23 protein-coding genes are annotated in these 23466 nt (G+C 54.7%); 12 read left to right on the top strand and 11 right to left on the bottom strand.

Translation table 11 applies throughout. From position 1 onward, the window contains the following. Positions 1 to 7: 7 nt before the first annotated feature. Positions 8 to 3331, top strand: a complete 3324-nt coding sequence (gene mscM / locus ACMGG3_RS20215) for a miniconductance mechanosensitive channel MscM (RefSeq protein WP_025206261.1) — start codon at positions 8 to 10, stop codon at positions 3329 to 3331. A 39-nt stretch (positions 3332 to 3370) separates the two neighbouring features. Here the strand turns inward: mscM and yjeM are convergent, their stop codons facing one another. Together yjeM and epmA are read right to left on the bottom strand one after the other, a co-directional pair. Beyond that, positions 3371 to 4870 (bottom strand): glutamate/gamma-aminobutyrate family transporter YjeM, encoded by a 1500-nt coding sequence (gene yjeM, locus ACMGG3_RS20210; protein WP_414149402.1) that lies wholly within the window; start codon positions 4868 to 4870, stop codon positions 3371 to 3373. Between the two features lie 200 nt (positions 4871 to 5070). After that, entirely contained in the window at positions 5071 to 6048 is a 978-nt protein-coding gene (gene epmA / locus ACMGG3_RS20205; protein ID WP_020882955.1) for an elongation factor P--(R)-beta-lysine ligase, read from the bottom strand. A 310-nt stretch (positions 6049 to 6358) separates the two neighbouring features. Here epmA and frdA point away from each other — a divergent pair, with 310 nt between their 5' ends. The 4 genes from frdA to frdD are packed head-to-tail and all read left to right on the top strand — an operon-like array spanning position 6359 to position 9652. Continuing rightward, complete coding sequence (gene frdA, locus ACMGG3_RS20200; protein WP_025206263.1) at positions 6359 to 8149, top strand: fumarate reductase (quinol) flavoprotein subunit; 1791 nt, start codon at positions 6359 to 6361, stop codon at positions 8147 to 8149. Continuing rightward, positions 8142 to 8876 carry a fumarate reductase iron-sulfur protein gene (gene frdB / locus ACMGG3_RS20195; RefSeq protein WP_020882957.1) on the top strand — a complete coding sequence of 245 codons (735 nt, stop codon included), beginning with the start codon at positions 8142 to 8144 and terminating at the stop codon, positions 8874 to 8876. The genes frdA and frdB overlap by 8 nt, the downstream gene beginning before the upstream one ends. A 10-nt stretch (positions 8877 to 8886) precedes the next feature. Beyond that, positions 8887 to 9282, top strand: a complete 396-nt coding sequence (gene frdC / locus ACMGG3_RS20190) for a fumarate reductase subunit FrdC (protein WP_014168296.1) — start codon at positions 8887 to 8889, stop codon at positions 9280 to 9282. Between the two features lie 10 nt (positions 9283 to 9292). Continuing rightward, a complete protein-coding gene (gene frdD / locus ACMGG3_RS20185; RefSeq protein ID WP_020882959.1) occupies positions 9293 to 9652 on the top strand; it encodes a fumarate reductase subunit FrdD in 360 nt (119 codons plus the stop codon). A gap of 29 nt (positions 9653 to 9681) precedes the next feature. On the opposite strand, the gene ampR is transcribed toward frdD, so the two are convergent. Further along, positions 9682 to 10557, bottom strand: coding sequence for a LysR family transcriptional regulator AmpR (gene ampR / locus ACMGG3_RS20180; protein WP_020882960.1), 876 nt, complete (start codon positions 10555 to 10557; stop codon positions 9682 to 9684). Between the two features lie 132 nt (positions 10558 to 10689). Here ampR and blaACT point away from each other — a divergent pair, with 132 nt between their 5' ends. Continuing rightward, complete coding sequence (gene blaACT, locus ACMGG3_RS20175; protein ID WP_414149401.1) at positions 10690 to 11835, top strand: ACT family cephalosporin-hydrolyzing class C beta-lactamase; 1146 nt, start codon at positions 10690 to 10692, stop codon at positions 11833 to 11835. A gap of 98 nt (positions 11836 to 11933) precedes the next feature. Continuing rightward, entirely contained in the window at positions 11934 to 12464 is a 531-nt protein-coding gene (locus tag ACMGG3_RS20170) for a lipocalin family protein (RefSeq protein WP_014168292.1), read from the top strand. Here the strand turns inward: ACMGG3_RS20170 and sugE are convergent. Then, positions 12461 to 12778: a quaternary ammonium compound efflux SMR transporter SugE gene (gene sugE, locus ACMGG3_RS20165; protein WP_032681885.1), complete on the bottom strand. Its 318-nt coding sequence runs from the start codon at positions 12776 to 12778 to the stop codon at positions 12461 to 12463. The genes ACMGG3_RS20170 and sugE overlap by 4 nt on opposite strands. A 262-nt stretch (positions 12779 to 13040) precedes the next feature. On the opposite strand from sugE, the gene ACMGG3_RS20160 reads away from it, so the two are divergent. Beyond that, on the top strand, positions 13041 to 13640 hold the full coding sequence (locus tag ACMGG3_RS20160) for a LuxR C-terminal-related transcriptional regulator (protein WP_151712046.1): 600 nt from the start codon (positions 13041 to 13043) through the stop codon (positions 13638 to 13640). Between the two features lie 38 nt (positions 13641 to 13678). On the opposite strand, the gene ecnB is transcribed toward ACMGG3_RS20160, so the two are convergent. From ecnB to efp, 3 genes are all read right to left on the bottom strand, one after another. Then, positions 13679 to 13825, bottom strand: coding sequence for a lipoprotein toxin entericidin B (ecnB, locus tag ACMGG3_RS20155; protein ID WP_014168289.1), 147 nt, complete (start codon positions 13823 to 13825; stop codon positions 13679 to 13681). Between the two features lie 108 nt (positions 13826 to 13933). Beyond that, positions 13934 to 14065, bottom strand: coding sequence for an entericidin A/B family lipoprotein (locus tag ACMGG3_RS20150; protein WP_025206267.1), 132 nt, complete (start codon positions 14063 to 14065; stop codon positions 13934 to 13936). Positions 14066 to 14123: 58 nt separating this feature from the next. Next, entirely contained in the window at positions 14124 to 14690 is a 567-nt protein-coding gene (efp, locus tag ACMGG3_RS20145; protein WP_014882207.1) for an elongation factor P, read from the bottom strand. 40 nt (positions 14691 to 14730) lie between these two features. Between efp and epmB the strand changes: the two genes are divergently transcribed. Continuing rightward, entirely contained in the window at positions 14731 to 15759 is a 1029-nt protein-coding gene (gene epmB / locus ACMGG3_RS20140) for an EF-P beta-lysylation protein EpmB (RefSeq protein WP_410398419.1), read from the top strand. Positions 15760 to 15822: 63 nt separating this feature from the next. Here epmB and ACMGG3_RS20135 read toward each other — a convergent pair whose 3' ends face one another. From ACMGG3_RS20135 to ACMGG3_RS20125, 3 genes are all read right to left on the bottom strand, one after another. Further along, positions 15823 to 16176, bottom strand: coding sequence for a DUF4156 domain-containing protein (locus tag ACMGG3_RS20135; protein WP_020882965.1), 354 nt, complete (start codon positions 16174 to 16176; stop codon positions 15823 to 15825). A 137-nt stretch (positions 16177 to 16313) separates the two neighbouring features. Further along, positions 16314 to 17957 (bottom strand): chaperonin GroEL, encoded by a 1644-nt coding sequence (groL, locus tag ACMGG3_RS20130; protein WP_014168284.1) that lies wholly within the window; start codon positions 17955 to 17957, stop codon positions 16314 to 16316. 32 nt (positions 17958 to 17989) lie between these two features. Continuing rightward, entirely contained in the window at positions 17990 to 18283 is a 294-nt protein-coding gene (locus ACMGG3_RS20125; RefSeq protein WP_003855929.1) for a co-chaperone GroES, read from the bottom strand. Positions 18284 to 18461: 178 nt separating this feature from the next. Between ACMGG3_RS20125 and yjeH the strand changes: the two genes are divergently transcribed. Further along, entirely contained in the window at positions 18462 to 19700 is a 1239-nt protein-coding gene (yjeH, locus tag ACMGG3_RS20120; protein ID WP_333178850.1) for an L-methionine/branched-chain amino acid transporter, read from the top strand. A gap of 42 nt (positions 19701 to 19742) precedes the next feature. On the opposite strand, the gene ACMGG3_RS20115 is transcribed toward yjeH, so the two are convergent. Continuing rightward, the gene (locus tag ACMGG3_RS20115) at positions 19743 to 20207 is read right to left on the bottom strand and encodes an FxsA family protein (protein ID WP_047743126.1); all 465 of its coding nucleotides are present in this window, start codon (positions 20205 to 20207) and stop codon (positions 19743 to 19745) included. Positions 20208 to 20542: 335 nt separating this feature from the next. Here ACMGG3_RS20115 and aspA point away from each other — a divergent pair, with 335 nt between their 5' ends. Next, positions 20543 to 21979 (top strand): aspartate ammonia-lyase, encoded by a 1437-nt coding sequence (gene aspA, locus ACMGG3_RS20110; RefSeq protein ID WP_020882968.1) that lies wholly within the window; start codon positions 20543 to 20545, stop codon positions 21977 to 21979. 116 nt (positions 21980 to 22095) lie between these two features. Further along, positions 22096 to 23397 (top strand): anaerobic C4-dicarboxylate transporter, encoded by a 1302-nt coding sequence (locus ACMGG3_RS20105; RefSeq protein WP_006178930.1) that lies wholly within the window; start codon positions 22096 to 22098, stop codon positions 23395 to 23397. Positions 23398 to 23466 lie beyond the last annotated feature (69 nt).

Below are 23466 nucleotides of genomic sequence, written 5' to 3'. Positions count from 1 at the left end.
CGCTGACGTGCGCCCGATTATCGTTCTACTGATGGCCTGGTGCCTCAGCATGGGGGCGTACGCAGCGACAGCCCCCGACGCAAAACAGATAACCCAGGAACTGGAGCAGGCAAAAGCGGCAAAACCCGCTCAGCCAGAGACCGTTGAGTCGCTCCAGTCAGCCCTGAACGCGCTTGCGGAGCGAAAAGGCTCCCTTGAGCGTGCACAGCAATATCAGCAGGTTATCGACAACTTCCCGAAACTCTCGCAAACGCTGCGCTCGCAGCTCAGTAATCTGCGTGATGAACCGCGCGATATACCGGCGGACATGTCTTCTGATGCGCTGAATCAGGAGATCCTCCAGGTCAGCAGCCAGCTTCTGGAAAAGAGCCGTCTGGCTCAGCAGGAGCAGGAGCGGGCGCGTGAAATTGCCGACTCGCTCAGCCAGCTTCCCCAGCAGCAAACCGATGCCCGCCGCCAGCTTAATGAAGTTGAGCGTCGCGTTGGCACGCAAAGCGGCAACACGCCGCAAGCGCAGGCGCAGAATCTGGGGCTGCAGGCCGAATCTGCTCGCCTCAAAGCCCTTGTCGATGAACTGGAGCTGGCGCAGCTGTCCGCCAATAACCGCCAGGAGCTGTCGCGGATGCGCTCTGAGCTGGCGCAGAAGCAGAGCGAACAGTTGGATGCATATCTGCAGGCCCTGCGTAATCAGCTTAACAGCCAGCGGCAGCGCGAAGCCGAGCGTGCGCTTGAAAGCACCGAACTGCTGGCGGAAAACAGCGCGAACCTGCCCAGCGGCATCGTTGAGCAGTTTAAGGTCAACCGCGAGCTCTCTGCGGCGCTGAACCAACAGGCGCAGCGTATGGATCTGGTAGCCTCGCAACAGCGCCAGGCTACCAATCAAACCCTACAGGTCCGCCAGGCGCTTAACACGTTGCGTGAGCAGTCCCAATGGCTAGGGTCATCAAACCTGCTGGGTGAAGCGTTACGCGCGCAGGTCTCACGCCTGCCGGAAATGCCCAAACCGCAGCAGCTGGATACCGAAATGGCTCAGTTGCGCGTGCAGCGACTGCACTTTGAGGATCTGCTCAACAAACAGCCGCAAATCCGCCAGATCCGTCAGGCTGACGGACAGCCGCTGACCAGCGAGCAGAACCGCATTCTGGAAGCCCAGTTGCGTACCCAGCGTGAACTGCTGAACTCTCTGCTCCAGGGCGGGGATACGCTGATTCTGGAACTGACCAAGCTGAAGGTCTCTAATAGCCAACTGGAAGATGCGCTGAAAGAGGTGAATGAGGCAACGCACCGTTATCTCTTCTGGACCTCCGACGTACGGCCGATGACCTTCTCGTGGCCGATTGAGATTGTTCAGGATCTGCGCCGCCTTATTTCGCTGGATACCTTCAGCCAGCTGGGCCAGGCCAGCGTGATGATGCTCACCAGTAAAGAGACCATTTTCCCGCTGCTGGCCGCGCTGATTCTGGTGGGCTTCAGCATTTACTCGCGCCGGTATTTCACCCGATTCCTGGAGCGCTCCAGCGCCCGGGTGGGGAAAGTTACGCAGGATCACTTCTGGCTGACGTTACGCACCGTCTTCTGGTCGATTCTCGTCGCCTCACCGCTACCGGTCCTGTGGATGACGCTTGGATATGGCCTGCGGGAAGCCTGGCCCTACCCGCTCGCGGTGGCCATTGGCGATGGCGTCACTGCCACGGTGCCACTGCTGTGGGTGGTAATGATTTGCGCCACGTTCGCGCGGCCCAACGGTTTGTTCATCGCTCACTTCGGCTGGCCGCGTAATCGCGTTGCACGCGCCATGCGTTACTACCTGATGAGCATCGGACTGATTGTGCCGCTGATTATGGCGCTGATCATGTTCGATAAACTTAATGACCGGGAATTCTCAGGGTCGCTGGGCCGCCTCTGCTTTATGCTGATATGCGGGGCGCTGGCAATTGTCACGCTCAGCCTGAAACGCGCCGGTATCCCGCTCTATCTGGATAAATCCGGTAACGGCGACAACATGTTCAACCGGCTGCTCTGGAACCTGCTGCTGAGCGCACCGCTGATTGCCATGCTGGCAGCGACGGTGGGTTACCTGGCGACCGCCAAGGCGCTGCTGGCGAGGCTTGAAACCTCGGTGGCGATCTGGTTCCTGCTTCTGGTGGTGTATCACGTGATACGCCGCTGGATGCTGATCCAGCGCCGCCGTCTGGCGTTCGACCGTGCCAAGCACCGACGGGCAGAGATCCTCGCCCAGCGTGCGCGTGGCGAGGAAGAGCCAAACCATGTCAACAGCACAGAAGGCACGACGGAAGCTGACGAAGTCGAGCTGGATCTGGATGCCATCAGTACCCAATCCCTGCGACTGGTACGCTCCATCCTGATGCTGATTGCACTGCTGTCGGTGATCTTCCTGTGGTCGGAAATTCACTCCGCGTTTGGCTTCCTGGAAAACATCTCCCTGTGGGACGTAACGTCCACGGTACAAGGTGTGGAGAGCCTGGAGCCGATTACCTTAGGCGCGGTGTTGATTGCCATTCTGGTGTTGATCATCACCACCCAGCTGGTGCGTAACTTCCCGGCGCTGCTGGAGCTGGCCCTGCTGCAGCATCTCGATTTAACCCCGGGGACGGGATATGCAATTACCACCATCACCAAATATCTGATCATGCTGTTTGGCGGGCTGGTCGGCTTCTCAATGATTGGTATTGAATGGTCGAAACTGCAGTGGCTGGTGGCGGCACTTGGTGTGGGGTTAGGGTTTGGCTTACAGGAGATCTTCGCCAATTTTATCTCTGGCCTGATTATTCTGTTCGAAAAACCGATTCGTATTGGCGATACGGTAACGATCCGCGATTTGACCGGCAGCATCACCAGGATCAACACGCGCGCCACCACCATCAGCGACTGGGACCGTAAAGAGATCATCGTGCCGAACAAGGCGTTTATTACCGAGCAGTTTATCAACTGGTCGCTGTCAGACTCCGTCACGCGTGTGGTGCTGACGGTACCTGCGCCGTCGGATGCCAATAGCGAAGAGGTCACTCAGATCCTCTACACCGCCGCGGAGCGCTGTTCATTTGTGATCGACAACCCGGCGCCGGAAGTGTTCCTGGTGGATTTACAACAGGGGATCCAGATTTTCGAACTGCGTATTTACGCCGCCGAAATGGGACACCGTATGCCACTGCGTCATGAGATCCACCAGCTGATTCTGGCAGGGTTCCGTGAGCACGGCATTGATATGCCGTTCCCACCGTTCCAGATGCGTCTGGAAAGCTTGGACGGGCGTAAAACGGGAAGAACGTTAACGTCAGCGGCGCGCACACGCCCGGCAGGAAGTCTGTAACCCTTCTCCCCTCCCTTCCGGGAGGGGAATGTTTAACCGCTACGCCACTTCCGTCAGCAACGCCACAGAACGTCGGCGGTAATTCTCATAAATCCCCATCGCCAGAAGCGAGAAGAAGACTGGACCGCCCACCATCCACAGTGCGCTACTCCAGTCATTCGCCTCAATCACCGGCTGAATAACGGTAAAGATGTTGGCGAATGCCACTACCAGCACCACCACCGTGGTTGCCAGCAGCGTGGCGGCGCGCGTTTTGAAAATCACAAACGGACGCTCAAGATCCTCCTTCGCCTTAAAGAACGGGAAGGCCAGGCTCAGAAAGAGATAAGGCAGCGTCATCGACACGTTCGCCATCAGGGTCAGCTTGTTATAAAACGCTGACGCGGTATCCCCACCAAACGACACCAGCAAAATGAACACGCAGACCAGCAGGCACTGCATCCACATGGCGTTGGCGGGCATACCTGCGGTATTCAGTTGCGTCATGCGTGCAGGCCACAGCGCTTTTGGCGTGCCCTGAATTATCGCTTTCAACGGAGAGTAAATCAGCGTGAAAAACGCGCCGGTATAGGCAAGGAACATGGACAAGCCGGTGATGCGTGCAAACCAGACGCCCATCGTTGCCGCCGCTTCCGGTGTCAGATTCATCGCTTGTCCCAGCGTCATCCCCAGGCTTTTCATCAGCACATAGGTAATGTTGCCCAGGTTAGTGGTGTTGTTGCTGAGTACCTGCTGCCAGTTGCTGCTGACGCCCCAGAGGAAAATTGCCAGCGAATAGCCAATGGAGATAACTATTGCGGCAAAAATAATGCCTTTCGCAAAGTTCTTTTCCGGGTTCTCGGTCTTGTCGACCAGGCCGCCCACCGCCTCAATACCGCCGTACGCAAAAATGGCAAACACCACAAAGGAGAGCATAGCGAGCCCGGACTGATAGCTCGGGTTGGGCGAGGAAACGAAGTTCACCTCCTGAGCGAAATGTCCGCCGTTCAGGCACAGAATGGCAATGCTGACCAGCAGCAACACCAGGTTCAGGCACATCACCGAGATCCCACCCACGGCGGTAATGCGGGCAATTTTATTGATGCCCTTAGACGCCACCAGCGTTACAACCACCATCCAGCAGACGGCCAGAATCCCGACCACCTGCGTGGAGCGCAGACCGGCCAAAGACCAGACCTGAGTGTGATCGCTGCCGAAAACAAACGTCGAAAACGGTACCCAGACCTTGGCCGCCGTACTGACCATCCAGACCACATACGAGGAGAACCACATAAACGTGCCGATAAACGCGTAGCGCGGGCCGATGCTGTTGTTCATCCAGGAATAGATCCCGCCCTCTTCTTTGCGGTAGGCCGCCCCCATTTCCGCCATCATCAGCGCAAACGGTATGAAGAAAAACAGGGCCGAGACGATGTAGAACGGCGTTGCGCTGTAGCCCATCAGATAGAAAGCCGACGGGCTGTTGGCAAAGCCAAAGACGGAGGTAAAAATCATCAGGATGAGCCCGGTGAGGGTCATCTTTTTAAGTGACTGGGACATAGCGCCATCCAAAGGAAGTTAAACTGCGCGGATGGTAGCAGATGACCAGACTAATATTGTGGCTATTAGGGGCAAATTAAGAAAAAGACCTGCGTACAGAGAATGTGGTAGTTTTTAATGTTGTCGTGCGGAAATGGAAAGGTTAATTGACATCAGAGGTGAGCCGGGTAAGCGACAGTGCTACCCGGCAATACGGTGCGTTATGCGCGATCAACCGTAAACGCGATCACTTCACCCAGCTGTTCTGCACCCAGCGCCAGCATCACCAGACGATCAACGCCCAGCGCCACGCCGGAGCAGTCCGGCAGGCCCGCTTTCAATGCTTCCAGCAGATGGGTATCAATGGGCTGCTGCGGCAGACCACGTGCCGCGCGCTTGCGGTTATCCTGCTCAAAACGCTGCTGCTGTTCGCGTGCGTCGGTCAGTTCGTGGAAGCCGTTCGCCAGCTCGATACCTTTGTAATAGACCTCAAAACGCTCCGCCACGCGGTGATCTTCGGTGCTGATCTGCGCCAGCGAAGCCTGGCTTGCCGGGAAGTGATATACAAACGTCGGCCGGTCTTTGCCAATTTGCGGTTCAACGCCAAAGGTGAAGAGCAGTTGCAGCAGCGTGTCGCGGTCTTCTTCGGTATCTGCCACGTTGCTCAGATCCAGTTTTGCCGCCACTTCGCGCAGCTGCGCTTTATCCGCAGAGAGCGGATCAATTTCCAGGTAACGCTGGAAAACCTGCTGATAAGAGAGCGTTTCCGCTTCTGAGCACTCCAGCACCTGCTGCAGCAGATCGTCCACCTCGTTCATCAGGCGGTACATATCATAATGCGGACGGTACCACTCCAGCATGGTGAATTCCGGATTGTGGTGACGCCCCATCTCTTCATTACGGAAACTGCGGCACAGCTGATAGACCGGGCCACACCCTGCCGCCAGCAGGCGTTTCATGTGGTATTCCGGGCTGGTCATCAGATACAAATTCATGCCCTGTGAGTGGCCAGGACCAACAAAACGGGTTTCAAACGGGACCAGATGAATATCCGTTACCGTTGCCTGACTCATGCACGGGGTTTCCACCTCAAGAACGCCGCGGTCGGCAAAGAAGCGGCGGATCTCCGCCATAATTGCAGCGCGTTTTAGCAGGTTGGGGATGGATGCGCTCGGCTGCCAGGTGGCCGTTTCGCTCATGAGTTTTTCTCCGATTTCAGACAAGGGCACGAAGTCTACTCGTTACCAGGGACGGAGACAAATTTTGCGCAGTAAAAAAGCGCATTTCATTTAGGTAAACAATTGCGCGACGAAATTCATTACTCACCGCGATAAATCGCCGCACAGAACAGCAAAAAAATCGAACACGTCAAATTTCCCTGACATCCACGCGGTTATACTGCTTTACCCATAAAGGAGCAGTGGAAACGCTTTCGCAATCGTCCTTTTGGACGGGTGAACTACCTTTAGTTTATCGCGTTGCGAAATAACAAAAATCTGGAGGAATGTCGTGCAAACTTTTCAAGCCGATCTTGCCGTTATAGGCGCTGGCGGGGCTGGATTACGTGCTGCGATTGCTGCAGCACAAGCTAATCCCAACGCTAAAATCGCATTGATTTCAAAAGTCTATCCGATGCGCAGCCATACGGTTGCCGCAGAAGGAGGATCCGCCGCCGTTGCGCAGGATCATGACAGCTTCGAATACCATTTCCACGACACGGTTGCAGGGGGCGACTGGCTTTGCGAGCAGGATGTCGTTGACTACTTTGTACACCATTGTCCTACGGAGATGACCCAGCTTGAACAGTGGGGATGTCCGTGGAGCCGTCGTCCGGACGGCAGCGTCAACGTTCGCCGCTTCGGCGGGATGAAGATCGAACGTACCTGGTTCGCCGCCGATAAAACCGGCTTCCACATGTTGCACACCCTGTTCCAGACCTCCCTTCAGTTCCCACAGATTCAGCGCTTTGACGAACATTTCGTCCTCGACATTCTGGTTGATGACGGTCAGGCGCGCGGTCTGGTGGCGATGAACATGATGGAAGGCACCCTCGTCCAGATCCGCGCCAACGCGGTGGTCATGGCTACCGGCGGTGCGGGGCGTGTTTACCGCTACAACACCAACGGCGGTATCGTCACCGGTGACGGCATGGGCATGGCGCTCAGCCACGGCGTGCCGCTGCGGGATATGGAGTTCGTGCAGTATCACCCTACTGGTCTGCCGGGCTCCGGCATTCTGATGACGGAAGGTTGCCGTGGTGAAGGCGGGATCCTGGTCAATAAAAATGGCTACCGCTATCTGCAGGATTACGGCATGGGCCCGGAAACCCCGCTCGGCGAGCCGAAAAACAAATACATGGAACTGGGCCCGCGCGACAAAGTATCTCAGGCCTTCTGGCACGAGTGGCGCAAAGGCAACACCATCGCCACGCCACGCGGCGATGTGGTCTACCTCGACCTGCGTCATCTTGGCGAGAAGAAACTGCTGGAACGTCTGCCGTTCATTTGCGAACTGGCAAAAGCCTATGTTGGCGTCGATCCGGTGAAAGAGCCGATTCCGGTACGTCCAACGGCCCACTACACCATGGGCGGTATCGAAACCGATCAGCAGTGCGAAACCCGCATTAAAGGGCTGTTTGCCGTGGGCGAGTGCTCTTCTGTCGGCCTGCACGGTGCCAACCGTCTGGGGTCAAACTCACTGGCGGAGCTGGTGGTCTTTGGCCGCATGGCGGGCGAACGCGCGATGGAACGTGCTGCCACCGCGGGCGAGGCGAACAGCGCGGCGCTGGATGCCCAGGTCGTTGACGTCGAAAAACGGCTGAAAAACCTGGTGAACCAGGAAGGAAATGAAAACTGGTCGAAAATCCGCGACGAGATGGGCCTGTCGATGGAAGAAGGCTGCGGTATCTACCGTACCCCTGAGCTGATGCAAAAAACCGTGGATAAGCTGGCAGAGCTGCAGGAGCGCTTCAAGCGCGTGCGCATTACCGATACCTCCAGCGTGTTCAACACAGACCTGCTCTATACCATTGAGTTGGGTCACGGCCTGAACGTGGCGGAATGTATGGCGCACTCTGCGCTGGCACGTAAAGAGTCACGCGGCGCGCATCAGCGTCTTGATGAAGGCTGCACCGAACGTGATGACGTCAATTTCCTGAAACACACTCTCGCCTGGCGCGATGCGGATGGCACCACCCGTCTGGACTACAGCGACGTGAAAATCACGACGTTGCCACCGGCTAAACGCGTGTATGGCGCAGAAGCAGAAGCCGCCGAGAAGAAGGAGAAGGCGAATGGCTGAGATGCAGAAACTGAAAATTGAAGTGGTGCGCTACAATCCGGAAGTGGACACCGCACCGCACAGCGCATTCTATGAAGTCCCTTATGACGAGCAAACCTCTCTGCTGGATGCGCTCGGCTATATCAAAGATAACCTTGCGCCGGACCTGAGCTACCGCTGGTCGTGCCGTATGGCAATCTGCGGCTCCTGCGGCATGATGGTCAACAAGGTGCCGAAACTGGCCTGTAAAACTTTCCTGCGTGAATACACCAAAGGCATCAAAGTAGAAGCGCTGGGTAACTTCCCGATTGAACGCGATCTGGTGGTCGATATGACCCACTTTATCGAAAGTCTGGAAGCGATTAAGCCGTACATCATCGGCAATCCACGTACGCCGGATCAGGGGACGAACACCCAGACGCCAGCTCAGATGGCGAAATACCATCAGTTCTCCGGCTGCATCAACTGTGGTCTGTGCTACGCCGCGTGTCCACAGTTTGGTCTGAATCCAGAGTTTATTGGCCCGGCGGCCATTACCCTGGCACACCGCTATAACGAGGACAGCCGCGACCACGGTAAAAAAGAACGTATGGCGCAGCTTAACAGCCAGAACGGCGTCTGGAGCTGTACTTTTGTGGGCTACTGCTCCGAAGTCTGTCCGAAGCACGTCGACCCGGCCGCCGCTATTCAGCAGGGTAAAGTGGAAAGCTCGAAAGACTTTCTTATCGCCACCCTGAAACCACGCTAAGGAGTGCATAATGACGACTAAACGCAAAGCCTACGTGCGGCCAATGCCGTCCACCTGGTGGAAGAAACTGCCGTTTTATCGCTTCTATATGCTGCGTGAAGGCACCGCAGTGCCGGCGGTCTGGTTCAGCCTGGAGCTGATGTACGGCGTTTATGCCCTCAAACATGGCCCTGAAACCTGGGCCAGCTTTGTCGGCTTCCTGCAAAACCCCATCATCGTGATCCTGAACCTGATTGTGCTCGCGGCAGCGCTGCTTCATACCAAAACCTGGTTTGAACTGGCGCCAAAAGCGGCGAACATCATCATTAAAGACGAGAAAATGGGGCCAGAGCCGGTCATTAAAGGGCTATGGGGAGTGACGATCCTCGTCACTGTGGTCATTCTGTTTGTCGCACTGTTCTGGTAAGGAGACTACTGTGATTAATCCAAATCCAAAACGTTCTGACGAGCCGGTCTTCTGGGGACTGTTTGGCGCAGGGGGGATGTGGAGCGCCATCATCGCGCCGGTCATCATCCTGCTGGTCGGTATTATGCTGCCACTGGGGCTGTTTCCGGGCGATGCGCTGGGTTACGAGCGAGTACTGGCCTTTGCCAGCAGCTTTATTGGCCGTGTGTTCATCTTCCTGATGATCGTCCTGCCGCTGTGGTGTGGCCTGCACCGTATTCACCACGCGATGCATGACCTGAAAATCCATGTCCCGAGCGGGAAATGGGTGTTCTACGGCCTGGCAACCATCCTGACGGTGGTTACGCTGATTGCCGTGGTTACTATCTGATACATCAGGCCCGCCCCCCGGCGGGCCTGTCATTTCTGCATTTTCCCCACCAGCCACTGCGCAAACTCACGCATTGCAGGGGTTTCTGTCCGTGACTGCAATCGGGTTAACCAGTAACTGCCCAGCTCAATCTGTGTCGCAAACGGCTGAATGATACGTTCACTGTTCAGCAGATGAGTGAACATACCTACAGGCGCAATAGCAATTCCCACGCCGGCCTGCGCGGCTTCCAGCATGGTAACGGATGAATCAAACACCATCACCCGATGCGTTGGTGACGGCGGGAGTTCGCCCGCGGCCTGCATCCACGCCGACCATTCATCGCGTCGGTAGGAGCGCAGCAGCGTAAACTTCAGCATGTCCGCCGGTGCTTGTAGCCCGACGGCAATTTCAGGCGTGCACAGCGGAGCCAGCGGCGCAGAACACAGAAACGTCGCTTCAGTGCCATGCCACGCCCCTCCACCGTAGCGGATCGTGTAATCAAGCCCTTCGGCGGCCGGATCGACGCGGTTATTATGAGTCGAAAGATGCAGATCGATATGCGGATAGCGGCGACGGAAATCATCCAGCTGCGCGAATAACACCCCGGTCGCAAAAGTCCCCACCACGCCAATTTTAAGCTTCTCCAGAGCGCGATGACTGGCAAAGCGATCCAGCATGCCGGCGATACGATCAAACGAATCGTTCAGCACCGGCAGCAGATTCTCGCCCTCTGTCGTCAGCATCAATCCACGCGAAACCCGGACAAACAGCTGACAGTTCAGATGTTGTTCCAGCGTCTTAACGTGCTGACTGATGGCTGAATGGGTGACATTCAGCTCAATGGCAGCATTAGTAAAACTGAGGTGCCTTGCGGCGGCTTCGAAGGCACGAAGCGAATTAAGCGGTAAATAGCTGCGTGTCATCGACCCATCCGTTAGAAAAATTAACAGCTAATGCTAAATTTAACCGTTTGTCAGCCACAGTCAAATCCAACAGACTGGGTATGTCTGACGGGCCCGGACACTCCCTTGACTCGCTATTACGGAAGATAACTGATGATGAAAAAATCCCTGTGCTGCGCCCTGCTGCTCAGCACCTCCTGCGCTGCATTAGCCGCACCTCTGTCAGAAACACAGCTGGCGAAGGTCGTGGAACGTACCGTTACGCCCCTGATGAAAGCGCAGTCTATTCCGGGTATGGCGGTCGCGGTGATCTATCAGGGCCAGCCGCACTACTTCACCTTCGGCAAGGCCGATGTCGCCGCGAACACACCCGTCACTGCACAAACGCTGTTTGAGCTGGGCTCAATCAGCAAAACCTTCACCGGCGTTCTGGGTGGCGATGCTATTGCTCGCGGTGAAATTTCGCTGGGCGATCCGGTGACCAAATATTGGCCTGAGCTGACCGGCAAACAGTGGCAGGGCGTTCGCATGCTGGACCTGGCAACCTATACTGCCGGTGGCCTGCCGTTACAGGTGCCCGATGAGGTTACCGATAATGCCTCGCTGCTGCGTTTTTACCAGTCCTGGCAACCACAGTGGGCGCCAGGCACCACGCGTCTTTATGCGAATGCCAGCATCGGTCTGTTTGGGGCTCTGGCAGTGAAACCTTCTGGCATGCGCTTTGAGCAGGCGATGACGGAGAGGGTCCTGAAGCCGCTTAACCTGAACCATACGTGGATTAACGTTCCGAAGGCAGAAGAACAGCATTACGCCTGGGGTTATCGTGACGGTAAAGCGGTTCACGTTTCGCCGGGCATGCTCGATGCCGAAGCGTATGGCGTGAAAACCAACGTGAAGGATATGGCGAGCTGGGTGGTGGCTAACATGGCCCCCGATGGCGTACAGGATGCCTCACTGAAGCAGGGCATGGTGCTTGCACAGTCTCGCTACTGGCGCACAGGCTCGATGTACCAGGGCCTGGGCTGGGAGATGCTCAACTGGCCGGTAGAAGCCAAAACCGTGGTGGAGGGCAGCGACAACAAGGTAGCGCTTGCGCCGTTGCCCGTGGCAGATGTGAACCCTCCTGCTCCACCGATAAAAGCGTCATGGGTACATAAAACAGGCTCGACGGGCGGATTTGGCAGCTACGTGGCATTTATCCCTGAGAAGGAACTCGGCATTGTTATGCTGGCGAACAAGAGCTACCCGAACCCGGCGCGCGTGGAAGCGGCATACCGTATTCTGAGCGCTCTGCAGTAACATCTTGCCGGGTGATGCTGATGCTCACCCGGCCTGCAAAATTCCCGCATTTTCCTTGCTGTCATCTACACTTAACAAAAAACAGTAAGGAAACTCCTATGCGCATTTTGCCTGTTATCGCCGCAGTGACAGCCGCGTTTTTAGTGGTTGCCTGCAGCTCCCCTACTCCCCCTCCCGGCGTCACCGTTGTCAGCAATTTCGACGCACAACGTTTTCTTGGAACATGGTATGAAATCGCGCGCCTTGACCACCGTTTTGAACGGGGTTTAGAGAAGGTCACGGCAAATTACAGCCCGATGGATGACGGCGGTATTCAGGTTATCAACCGGGGCTATAATCCGGACCGGGAAATGTGGCAGCAGTCGATTGGACAAGCGTACTTTACCGGCGACCCGCGACGGGCCGCGCTCAAAGTCTCCTTCTTCGGCCCGTTCTATGGCGGATATAACGTGATCGCGCTCGACAGAGAGTACCGTCACGCACTGGTCTGCGGGCCGGATCGTAACTATCTGTGGATCCTCTCTCGCACCCCAACCCTTTCACCTGAGATGAAACAGCAGATGCTGGACGTCGCGACCCGGCAAGGGTTTGATGTGTCGAAACTCATCTGGGTAGAACAACCCCATTAATGGGTGCTGAGCTTCAACCCAATAATACCGGCCACAATCAGGGCGAGACTGGCGATACGCGCCAGACTCGCTGACTCCCCCAACAGCAGGATCCCCGTGATGGCTGCCCCCACGGCGCCAATTCCCGTCCAGACGGCATACGCTGTCCCCACCGGTAAAGAACGCATCGCCCACGAGAGCAAAACGATACTCACAATCATCGCGGTAAGGGTAATGACGCTGGGGGTCAGGCGGGTAAAACCGTGGGTGTACTTCAGACCTATCGCCCATACCACTTCGAGCAGGCCAGCAATAACAAGAATGATCCAGGACATTTCAGGCTCCTTAACTTAAATGCAAGTTGGGGCCGTCCCCGATGAAGGAAGCGCTTACGGGTCGTCCCGCAAGGCAAAGATTACACCTCATATTTTGGTTAGCGTGCGATTTTTTTTCAATCCTTTTGTGCTGAACATGTTAAGGCAAGAAATAGCCGCAGTATGCCGCGCAGTTCAGGCATTTATCACTCATCCGACTTCTCTATGATGATGTGCTTTCTGATGGCAGGAAGCCAAACCACTAGCCGACTGCGAATATAATATGTTCAAAATTCTTTTGATTGACCGTTGTCACTTCACCCGCACCGGGTTTGAAGCATGGCTCAATCATTCCGGTTTATTTCCGGAAAACGTCGTTGTGACCGGCCTGAATAATCTTTTCCTCGCCAGAGAGCACATTCTGCAATGGAAACCGACGCTGGTTATTGCTGACCTGCATGGGTTCAGACAGGATGTACATCCCTTTCAGTCCCTCTCATCTTTACTGAACGCCAGCGAAAGAGTGCCCTTTATTTTGCTGCAATCGGGTGAGGATAGTGAAATGACCGCCTGGCTGAAGCAATTCCCGGTCTGGTCATCGCTGTTGAAAAATGCCCGTCTTGAACAACTGGGGACAGTTATTCACGACGCACTCATTTCGCACGCGAACAGTGAAAAGCCAAAGGTAACCGCGCCTTTGCTGACGCGCCAGGAGGAGAAAGTGCTGACGTTGTGGATGGATGGTGCCAGCAATCAAAAGATTGCAGCTCACCTGAGTATTAACGGTAAAACGGTCTATACCTATAAACGAAATATCCGCATGAAATTGCATATGGATACGCGTTATTCACCGTTTTTATCCCTGCAGGAATCAGAAAGCTGACGGTACGAAACCCGTCTGGTTCCGTACCGTTTATTCAATTACTGCTGTGCTTTACTTGCCGCACCAGAGATTGCGCTACCACCTTCAGAAATATCCTGACCAACGCCACGCGTGGTATTACAGGCTGTTAATACTGAAGAAAGTACCAGGACTGAAAAGATCGCTGCAATTGTCTTCTTAACCATAATATCTTCCTTTTATAGCCAAAGTTGTTTTGTGTATAGCAACTTAAGAATAGACAATATCCCGTCGTTTGACGGAAAAGGACGCATTTTTAGGAAAATTAGACGGGGTTAGCTGGCCGCGTGAGAAATGATATGGCCGAGATCCTGGATATCTTCCCCCATTCCACGCGTGGTGTTACAGCCGGAAAGTAATGCGCTGGACAGCGCTAACAGAAGCAGAATTTTAACGGTACGGTTCATCATCCCTGCCTGCAAAAAACAGGCGCAGCGGGCGCTGCGCCTTCAGTCTTGACGTAAATTACTTCACGCGAGATACGTATTCGCCGGAGCGGGTATCTACTTTGATCACTTCACCAGTCTGTACGAACAGTGGAACTTTAACCACTGCACCGGTGGACAGGGTAGCTGGCTTGCCGCCAGTACCTGCGGTATCACCTTTCAGACCTGGGTCGGTTTCAACGATTTCCAGCTCTACGAAGTTTGGTGGGGTAACAGCGATAGGTTGGCCGTTCCACAGGGTCACGATGCACTCAGCCTGGTCCAGCAGCCATTTTTCGCTATCGCCAATCGCTTTAGCATCCGCAGACAGCTGCTCGAACGTTTCGTTGTTCATGAAGTGCCAGAACTCACCGTCGTTGTACAGGTAAGTCAGGTTCATATCGACAACATCAGCGCCTTCAGCGGAGTCAGTAGACTTGAAGGTTTTCTCAACACGGGTACCGGTCAGCAGGCGACGCAGCTTAACGCGCGCGAATGCCTGGCCTTTACCTGGTTTAACGAATTCGCTGGCTTCAACCGCGTACGGTTCGCCGTCCATCATGATTTTAAGACCAGCACGAAAATCGTTGCTATAGTACGTTGCCATAAGGCCCTCTAAATTTGTTAACTGGTAGCTAAGCCACAAAATGGCGCATATTGTAACCCTAAACACCCCGTCCAGAGAAGATTGGTTATCGCAACTTGCCGATGTAATCACCAGTCCTGATGAATTGCTGCGTCTGTTAGACCTCGATCAGCACCCAGAGTTGCTTGCAGGCCGCGAGGCTAAGCGACTTTTTGCCCTGCGTGTTCCTCGCGCGTTTGTTGCCCGTATGGAGAAAGGAAACCCTGACGATCCATTATTAAAACAAACGCTTACTGCGCAGGAAGAGTTTATATCGGCGCCAGGATACAGCACCGATCCTCTGGAAGAGCAGAACAGTGTGGTACCGGGTTTACTGCACAAATATCTCAACCGTGCTCTTCTGCTGGTGAAAGGCGGTTGCGCGGTAAACTGCCGTTATTGTTTCCGTCGCCACTTCCCGTATGCCGAAAATCAGGGTAATAAACGCAACTGGCAGGTCGCCCTGGACTATATCGCCGCCCATCCGGAACTGGATGAGATCATTTTTTCAGGTGGCGATCCGCTGATGGCAAAAGATCATGAACTGGACTGGCTGTTGACCCAGCTTGAAGCCATTCCACACATCAAGCGTTTGCGCATCCACAGCCGTTTACCGATTGTTATTCCGGCACGCATCACGGACGGTCTGGTATCTCGCCTTGAGCAGTCTCGTTTACAGGTTCTGCTGGTGAACCATATCAACCATGCGAATGAAATCGATGAGGCATTCCGTGCGGCGATGGCGCGTCTGCGTAAAGCGGGTGTGACGCTGTTGAACCAGAGCGTGTTGCTGCGCGGTGTGAATGATAATGCCCGGGTTCTGGCGAAGCTCAGTAATGCGTTATTCGATGCGGGCGTGATGCCCTACTACCTGCACGTACTGGATCGTGTGCAAGGCGCGGCGCATTTCATGGTCACGGATGAAGAGGCCCGGCAGATTATGCGCGAACTGTTAACGCTGGTTTCAGGCTATATGGTGCCGAAGCTGGCGCGAGAGATTGGCGGTGAGCCGAGTAAGACGCCGCTGGATTTGCAACTGCGGCAACAATAACGGCAGGTGGCGCTACGCTTATCCGCCCGGTGGGGTTGGGCGCAGCGCCATCAGCAATGTAGATCAGTTAGGGCACTTATAGACCTGGCCATTCATCTGGCTGGCCGTTGGCACGAAGCTGGACAACATCCCTTGCGACGGGCTGCTCACACCGTAAATCACGTTGCCACCCATCTCTGCAGCCTGGTTACGCAGCGCGTTAGCGGCACCGCGCATAGACCCACCTTCTTCACCGTGCTGACCCGACATCCAGTTGCTTTGCTCACCGGTTGCCGTGCCTAAAAACTGGCACTCGTTACCCGGCTTATCTTCAACAAAGCGAACGCCCTGACCTGCAGCAGACAGCTCATTGCTGGAGCTACAACCCGCCAGCAGCAATGCTGCTCCTACGATCCCTGCACAGACTTTTACGCGCATGTTATTCCTCGTTTTCAATAAGCTGGACAGCAGATGTTGTCCGTGTGTAAACCTTATACTAAAAAGATGACCAAAAGAAAAACCCCCGAGCATTTCTGCCCGGGGGTTTTTCTCATTCTAAGCGGTAAAGCGCACGATTACATCATGCCGCCCATACCACCCATGCCGCCCATACCCGCAGCACCTAAGTCAGGTGCGTCGCCTTTAGGCATGTCGGTCACCATGCACTCGGTAGTGATCATCAGACCCGCTACAGAGGCCGCGTACTGCAGTGCAGAACGGGTCACTTTGGTTGGATCCAGGATACCGAAGTCGATCATGTTGCCGTATTCTTCAGTTGCAGCGTTGTAACCGTAGTTACCTTCGCCCGCTTTCACCATGTTCGCAACCACGGATGGCTCTTCACCGGCGTTGGAAACGATCTGACGCAGTGGTGCTTCCATTGCGCGCAGCGCAACTTTGATACCCACGTTCTGATCTTCGTTCTGAGCAGTCAGGCCAGCCAGTTTAGCGGCAACACGCACCAGCGCGACACCACCACCAGCTACCACGCCTTCTTCTACTGCTGCACGGGTCGCGTGCAGAGCATCGTCAACGCGTGCTTTCTTCTCTTTCATTTCAACTTCAGTTGCCGCGCCCACTTTGATTACTGCCACGCCGCCTGCCAGTTTCGCTACGCGCTCCTGCAGTTTTTCACGGTCGTAATCAGAGGTTGCTTCTTCAATCTGCTTACGGATCTGAGCAACACGGCCCTGAATAGCCGCTTCTTCACCCACGCCATCGATGATGGTGGTGGTGTCTTTGTTGATCACAACGCGTTTAGCCTGGCCCAGGTCTTCCAGGGTCGCTTTTTCCAGCTCCATACCGATCTCTTCAGAGATTACGGTACCGCCAGTCAGGGTAGCGATATCCTGCAGCATCGCTTTACGGCGGTCGCCGAAGCCAGGTGCTTTAACCGCAGCCACTTTCACGATGCCACGCATGGTGTTAACCACCAGGGTCGCCAGTGCTTCACCTTCAACGTCTTCAGCAATGATAACCAGCGGCTTGCCTGCTTTCGCAACGGCTTCCAGCACTGGCAGCATTTCACGGATGTTGGAGATTTTCTTGTCAGCCAGCAGGATGAATGGGCTTTCCAGCTCAACAGCGCCCGTTTCTGGCTTGTTGATGAAGTATGGGGACAGGTAACCGCGGTCGAACTGCATACCTTCAACCACGTCCAGTTCGTCTTCCAGACCGGTACCGTCTTCAACGGTGATCACGCCTTCTTTACCGACTTTGTCCATCGCTTCCGCGATCAGTTTACCTACGGTTTCGTCGGAGTTAGCGGAGATAGTACCAACCTGAGCAATCGCTTTAGAGTCGGAGCATGGAACGGACAGCGCTTTCAGCTCTTCAACCGCCGCAGTAACCGCTTTGTCGATACCGCGCTTCAGATCCATTGGGTTCATACCCGCAGCAACGGCTTTCAGACCTTCGGTGATGATAGCCTGTGCCAGTACGGTTGCGGTGGTGGTACCGTCGCCTGCAGCGTCATTCGCTTTAGAGGCAACTTCTTTCACCATCTGCGCACCCATGTTTTCGAACTTGTCTTCCAGCTCGATTTCACGTGCTACAGAAACACCGTCTTTAGTGATGGTTGGCGCGCCGAAGGATTTATCCAGCACTACGTTACGGCCTTTCGGGCCCAGGGTCACTTTAACTGCATCTGCCAGTACGTTTACGCCGCGGAGCATTTTTACACGAGCGTCGTTACCGAATTTTACGTCTTTAGCTGCCATGTTCTTATTTCCTCAAATTCTCGTGCGTAAAATTACGCTTCAACAATTGCCAGAATGTCGCTTTCGGACATGATCAACACTTCTTCATTGTCGATCTTCTCGGATTTCACGCCGTAGCCATCGTTGAAAATTACGATGTCACCAACTTTAACGTCCAGTGGCTGCACAGTTCCGTTTTCCAGAATGCGGCCCTTACCGACAGCGATGATTTCGCCACGCGTTGATTTTGCTGCTGCAGAACCAGTCAGAACGATGCCGCCAGCAGACTTGGTTTCAACTTCTTTACGTTTGACGATCACACGATCATGTAACGGACGAATACTCATTGATAGCTCTCCTTTGAGAAAGTCATTATCAGTTATGGATGACGCCGGTCCGCACGCGGTTTTCCGACTAGTGCCCTGAGAGATGGGGATAGCTTTTTCCCCCTTCAAGGGGCAGACGAAAAAAAATTTGCGAAAGTGTTACCATCGCCTCTCTTTTGATCGTGGCAGGGCGATGTCAATGAGTGGACTAAAACAGGAGTTGGGACTGGCGCAGGGCGTGGGTCTGCTGTCGACCTCCTTGTTAGGTACGGGTGTGTTTGCGGTACCCGCGCTGGCAGCTCTGGTGGCCGGCAATAATAGCCTGTGGGCGTGGCCAGTGCTGATTGTGCTGGTGTTTCCGGTCGCGGTCGTGTTTGCCATCCTCGGACGGCATTTCCCCAGCGCGGGCGGCGTAGCGCACTTTGTCGGTATGGCGTTTGGTCCGCGACTGGAGCGGGTCACCGGCTGGCTGTTTCTTTCTGTTATTCCGGTCGGTCTACCGGCAGCGTTGCATATCGCGACCGGTTTTGGCCAGGCGCTGTTTGGCTGGCATAACGAGCAACTGCTGCTGGCCGAGCTGGGTACGCTGGCCATCGTCTGGTGGGTCGGCTCACGAGGTGCCAGCTCGAGTGCCAACCTGCAAACCGTCGTTGCAATACTGATTGTGGCCCTCATTGTCGCCATCTGGTGGAAAGGGGATATTACGCTGAAGGAGATCCCCTTCCCCGCGGTAAGTGAGGTCAACCATTCGCAGCTGTTCGCTGCGCTATCGGTAATGTTCTGGTGTTTTGTCGGGCTGGAGGCGTTCGCCCATCTGGCCTCTGAGTTTAAACAACCGGAACGGGATTTCCCGCGCGCCCTGATGATTGGCCTGCTGTTAGCAGGTACCGTTTACTGGGCCTGTACCGTGCTGGTACTGCATTTCAACGCGTTCGCCGCGGATAAAGCGGCCGCTGCCTCGCTGCCGGGCATTGTGGTGCAACTGTTTGGTCTGAAAGCGCTGTGGGTCGCCTGTGTTATTGGCTATCTGGCCTGTTTTGCCAGCCTCAATATCTACATCCAGAGCTTTGCGCGTCTGGTGTGGTCGCAGGCGCTTGATAAACCAGAGAGCCGCCTTGCGCGCCTGTCTAAACGTCAGCTGCCGTTGAATGCGCTTAATACCGTGCTGGGCTGCTGCGTCTTGAGTTCGCTATGTATTTACGGGCTGAATATCAATCTTGATGCCCTGATCGTGTACGCCAACGGGATTTTCATCATGATCTACCTGCTGTGCATGCTGGCGGGTTGTCGTCTGCTGAAAGGTCGCTATAAAGCGCTGGCAGTGGTTGGTGGCGTGCTTTGCCTGCTGTTGCTGGCGATGGTGGGGTGGAAAAGCCTGTATGCGATTAGCATGCTGGCGGGGCTGTGGCTGTTTTTACCGAAACGCAGCACCCTGTAAAACAAAGCCCGGTAGCGATTCGCTTACCGGGCCTGGCCTCTTTTACCGATCGTCTTTATGGTCTAAACGGTCGCGCTGATCATCTTTACGCTGATACTCCCCTTCGAAAGTATCCCCCGGCCCTGTACTGAAGCCACCGCCCGGCATACGGCTAAAACGCAGATGCGGCAGTAGCTTCATGGTCAGGTGTTTTTGCACCGGTGGCAGAAGCAGCAGCAGGCCGAGGAAGTCAGTGAAGAACCCCGGCAGGATCAGCAGCAGGCCAGCAATAATCAGCGAGACGCTTTTGATCATCTCTGCGGCCGGGCTTTCGCCTGCGGCCATCTTCTGCTGCATTATCAGGAAATTTTTGAAACCCTGATTACGCACCAGCGACATGCCGATCACCGAAGTGAAAATCACCAGAATCAGCGTTAACAGGACACCCAGTACATGGGCGACCTGGATAAAAATTGAAATCTCGATGTAAACATAGAGAAAGAAAGCAATAAATGGTACCCAGCGCACTGGCATCTCCTGTGTGGCAGGTGCCCTCAGGCCCCTGTCTGAATGTGTTCGCGAAACGCGTCTGTAAGAAATGGTGACGGTTAGCCAAAATTCAATCGGTTTGCACGGATATTTTTTCTGGAAATTTTAAAGCGGTGACTCATTTCACAGATTAATAATTATCATGGAATCGGGTCGATAATAAGTGATCCAGATTACGGCAATTCGCTATCATCAGCATATGATCTCGAACATCTGGCTGATTGAGGGAATAATCGTCGGTCAGAAAATATTCAAAACCACATAAATACTGTGTGTTTAGTACAATCCATCGGCAGCTTGAAAAGAAGGTTCACATGTTAAACAACATTCGTATCGAAGAAGACTTGTTGGGTACCAGGGAAGTTCCAGCGGATGCCTACTATGGTGTTCACACTCTGAGAGCGATTGAAAACTTCTACATCAGCAACAACAAAATCAGCGACATCCCTGAATTTGTACGTGGCATGGTGATGGTGAAAAAAGCCGCAGCACTGGCCAATAAAGAGCTGCAAACCATTCCAAAAAGCGCGGCAAATGCGATTATCGCTGCCTGCGATGAAGTGCTGAACAACGGCAAATGCATGGATCAGTTCCCGGTCGATGTCTATCAGGGCGGCGCGGGTACCTCCGTCAACATGAACACCAATGAAGTACTGGCAAACATCGGCCTGGAGCTGATGGGTCATCAGAAAGGTGAATACCAGTATCTGAATCCGAACGACCACGTTAATAAATGTCAGTCCACTAACGACGCCTACCCAACCGGCTTCCGTATCGCGGTGTATGCCTCCGTGGTGAAACTGGTGGACGCCATTAATCAGCTGGGTGATGGCTTCCAGCGCAAAGCCGTTGAGTTCCAGGACATCCTGAAAATGGGTCGTACCCAGCTGCAGGACGCGGTTCCGATGACCCTCGGTCAGGAATTCCACGCGTTTAACGTGCTGCTTAACGAAGAAACTAAAAACCTGCTGCGCACCTCCGAGCTGCTGCTGGAAGTGAACCTGGGCGCAACCGCCATCGGCACGCGTCTGAATACGCCGGACGGTTACCAGCAGCTGGCGGTACAGAAGCTGGCTGAAGTCTCTAACCTGCCGGTTGTGCCTGCAGAAGATCTGATTGAAGCCACCTCCGACTGCGGCGCGTACGTTATGGTTCACAGCGCCCTGAAACGTCTGGCGGTGAAACTCTCCAAAATCTGTAATGACCTGCGCCTGCTCTCTTCCGGCCCACGCGCTGGCCTGAATGAAATCAACCTGCCAGAGCTGCAGGCCGGTTCGTCCATCATGCCGGCGAAAGTGAACCCGGTAGTGCCAGAAGTGGTGAACCAGGTCTGCTTTAAAGTCATCGGTAACGATACAACCGTGACCATGGCCTCTGAAGCCGGCCAGCTGCAGCTGAACGTCATGGAGCCGGTCATCGGCCAGGCAATGTTTGAATCCATCCACATTCTGACCAACGCCTGCTACAACCTGCTGGAGAAATGCGTTAACGGCATCACCGCGAACAAAGAAGTTTGTGAAGGGTATGTCTACAACTCCATCGGCATCGTCACCTACCTCAACCCGTTCATCGGCCACCATAACGGCGACATCGTCGGTAAGATTTGCGCCGAAACAGGTAAGAGCGTGCGTGAAGTCGTTCTGGAACGTGGACTGTTGACCGAAGCCGAGCTGGACGATATCTTCTCGGCCCAGAACCTGATGCACCCGGCATACAAAGCGAAACGATATACCGATGAAAGCGAACAGTAGCAGTTCAGGCTAGGCTTCCTTAAGGCACGTCACTTGTGACGTGCCTTTTTTCTTTATAGGCGTTACCAAAATACAACAATTCAATATCAACTTGTTAATAAGCAAGGCAGGTCCTTATGTTTGGAGCAGAACTCGTCATCGTCCTGTTGGCGATTTATTTGGGAGCAAGACTCGGGGGTATCGGCATTGGTTTTGCCGGCGGTCTCGGGGTGCTCGTACTTACCCTTATCTTTCAGATTAAACCCGGCGCAATCCCTTTTGACGTTATCGAAATCATCATGGCGGTTATTGCCGCTATCGCAGCCATGCAGGTGGCAGGCGGTATGGACTACCTGGTGAGCCTGGCGGAGCGTATGTTACGCCGCCATCCAAAATACATTACCTTCCTTGCCCCGCTGGTGACGTGGTTTATGACCATTCTCGCCGGTACTGGCCACACCGCCTTCTCCACGCTGCCGGTCATTACCGAAGTGGCGAAAGAGCAGGGCATCCGTCCGTCTCGTCCCCTCTCGATTGCCGTGGTCGCGTCCCAGATTGCGATTACCGCATCACCTATCTCCGCTGCGGTGGTCTTCTTCGCCGGTATCCTTGAGCCTATGGGCGTGAGTTACCTGACGCTGCTGGCCATCTGTATTCCGGTGACGCTGATTGCAGTGATGATCACCGCCGTGCTGTGTAACTTCCTCGGCGCCGAACTGAAAGACGATCCGGTTTATCAGGAGCGTCTGGCAAAAGGTGAAGTGAAACTGCGTGGTAGCCAGGTCTTCGAACTGAAGCCGCATGCAAAACGCTCTGTCTTGCTGTTCCTGATCGGTATCGTTGCGGTCATGTTCTACGCAACCGCCATCAGTGACACCGTGGGTCTGATCCAAAACCCGGTCCTGCCGCGTAACGAAGCGATTGTGGTATTCATGCTGACTATCGCTACGCTGATCAGCATCACCTGTAAAATCGACACCAGCGAAGTGCTCAACGCCAGCACCTTTAAATCCGGTATGAGCGCCTGCGTGTGTGTACTGGGTGTGGCCTGGCTTGGTGATACCTTCGTGAAAGCTCACATCAGCGATATCCAGACCGTTGCGGGCGACCTGCTGCACAACTATCCGTGGCTCCTGGCTGTGGTGCTGTTCTTTGCCGCAACCCTGCTTTACTCTCAGGCGGCCACCACCAAAGCCCTGATGCCTGCGGCACTGATGCTGGGAGTTACCCCGCTGACGGCTATTGCCTCGTTTGCTGCCGTTTCTGCACTGTTCGTTTTACCCACCTACCCAACCCTGCTGGCGGCGGTTGAGATGGATGACACTGGCTCGACTCGCATCGGTAAGTACGTGTTTAACCATGCGTTCCTGATCCCGGGCGTGGTGGCTATCTCGCTGTGCGTGATCCTCGGCTTTATCATTGGCGGCATCGTGCTGTAAACAATGATGGGTTGTAAAAATAGTTAAAAACGGGCCGCTCTGCGGCCCGTTTCATTAATGACCAATAGC

This window comes from Enterobacter sp. BNK-18 (assembly GCF_047456135.1).
Classification (GTDB): domain Bacteria; phylum Pseudomonadota; class Gammaproteobacteria; order Enterobacterales; family Enterobacteriaceae; genus Enterobacter; species Enterobacter ludwigii.
Note: the sequence above shows the minus strand (reverse complement) of the source record. Positions and strands in the feature narration are given on the sequence as shown.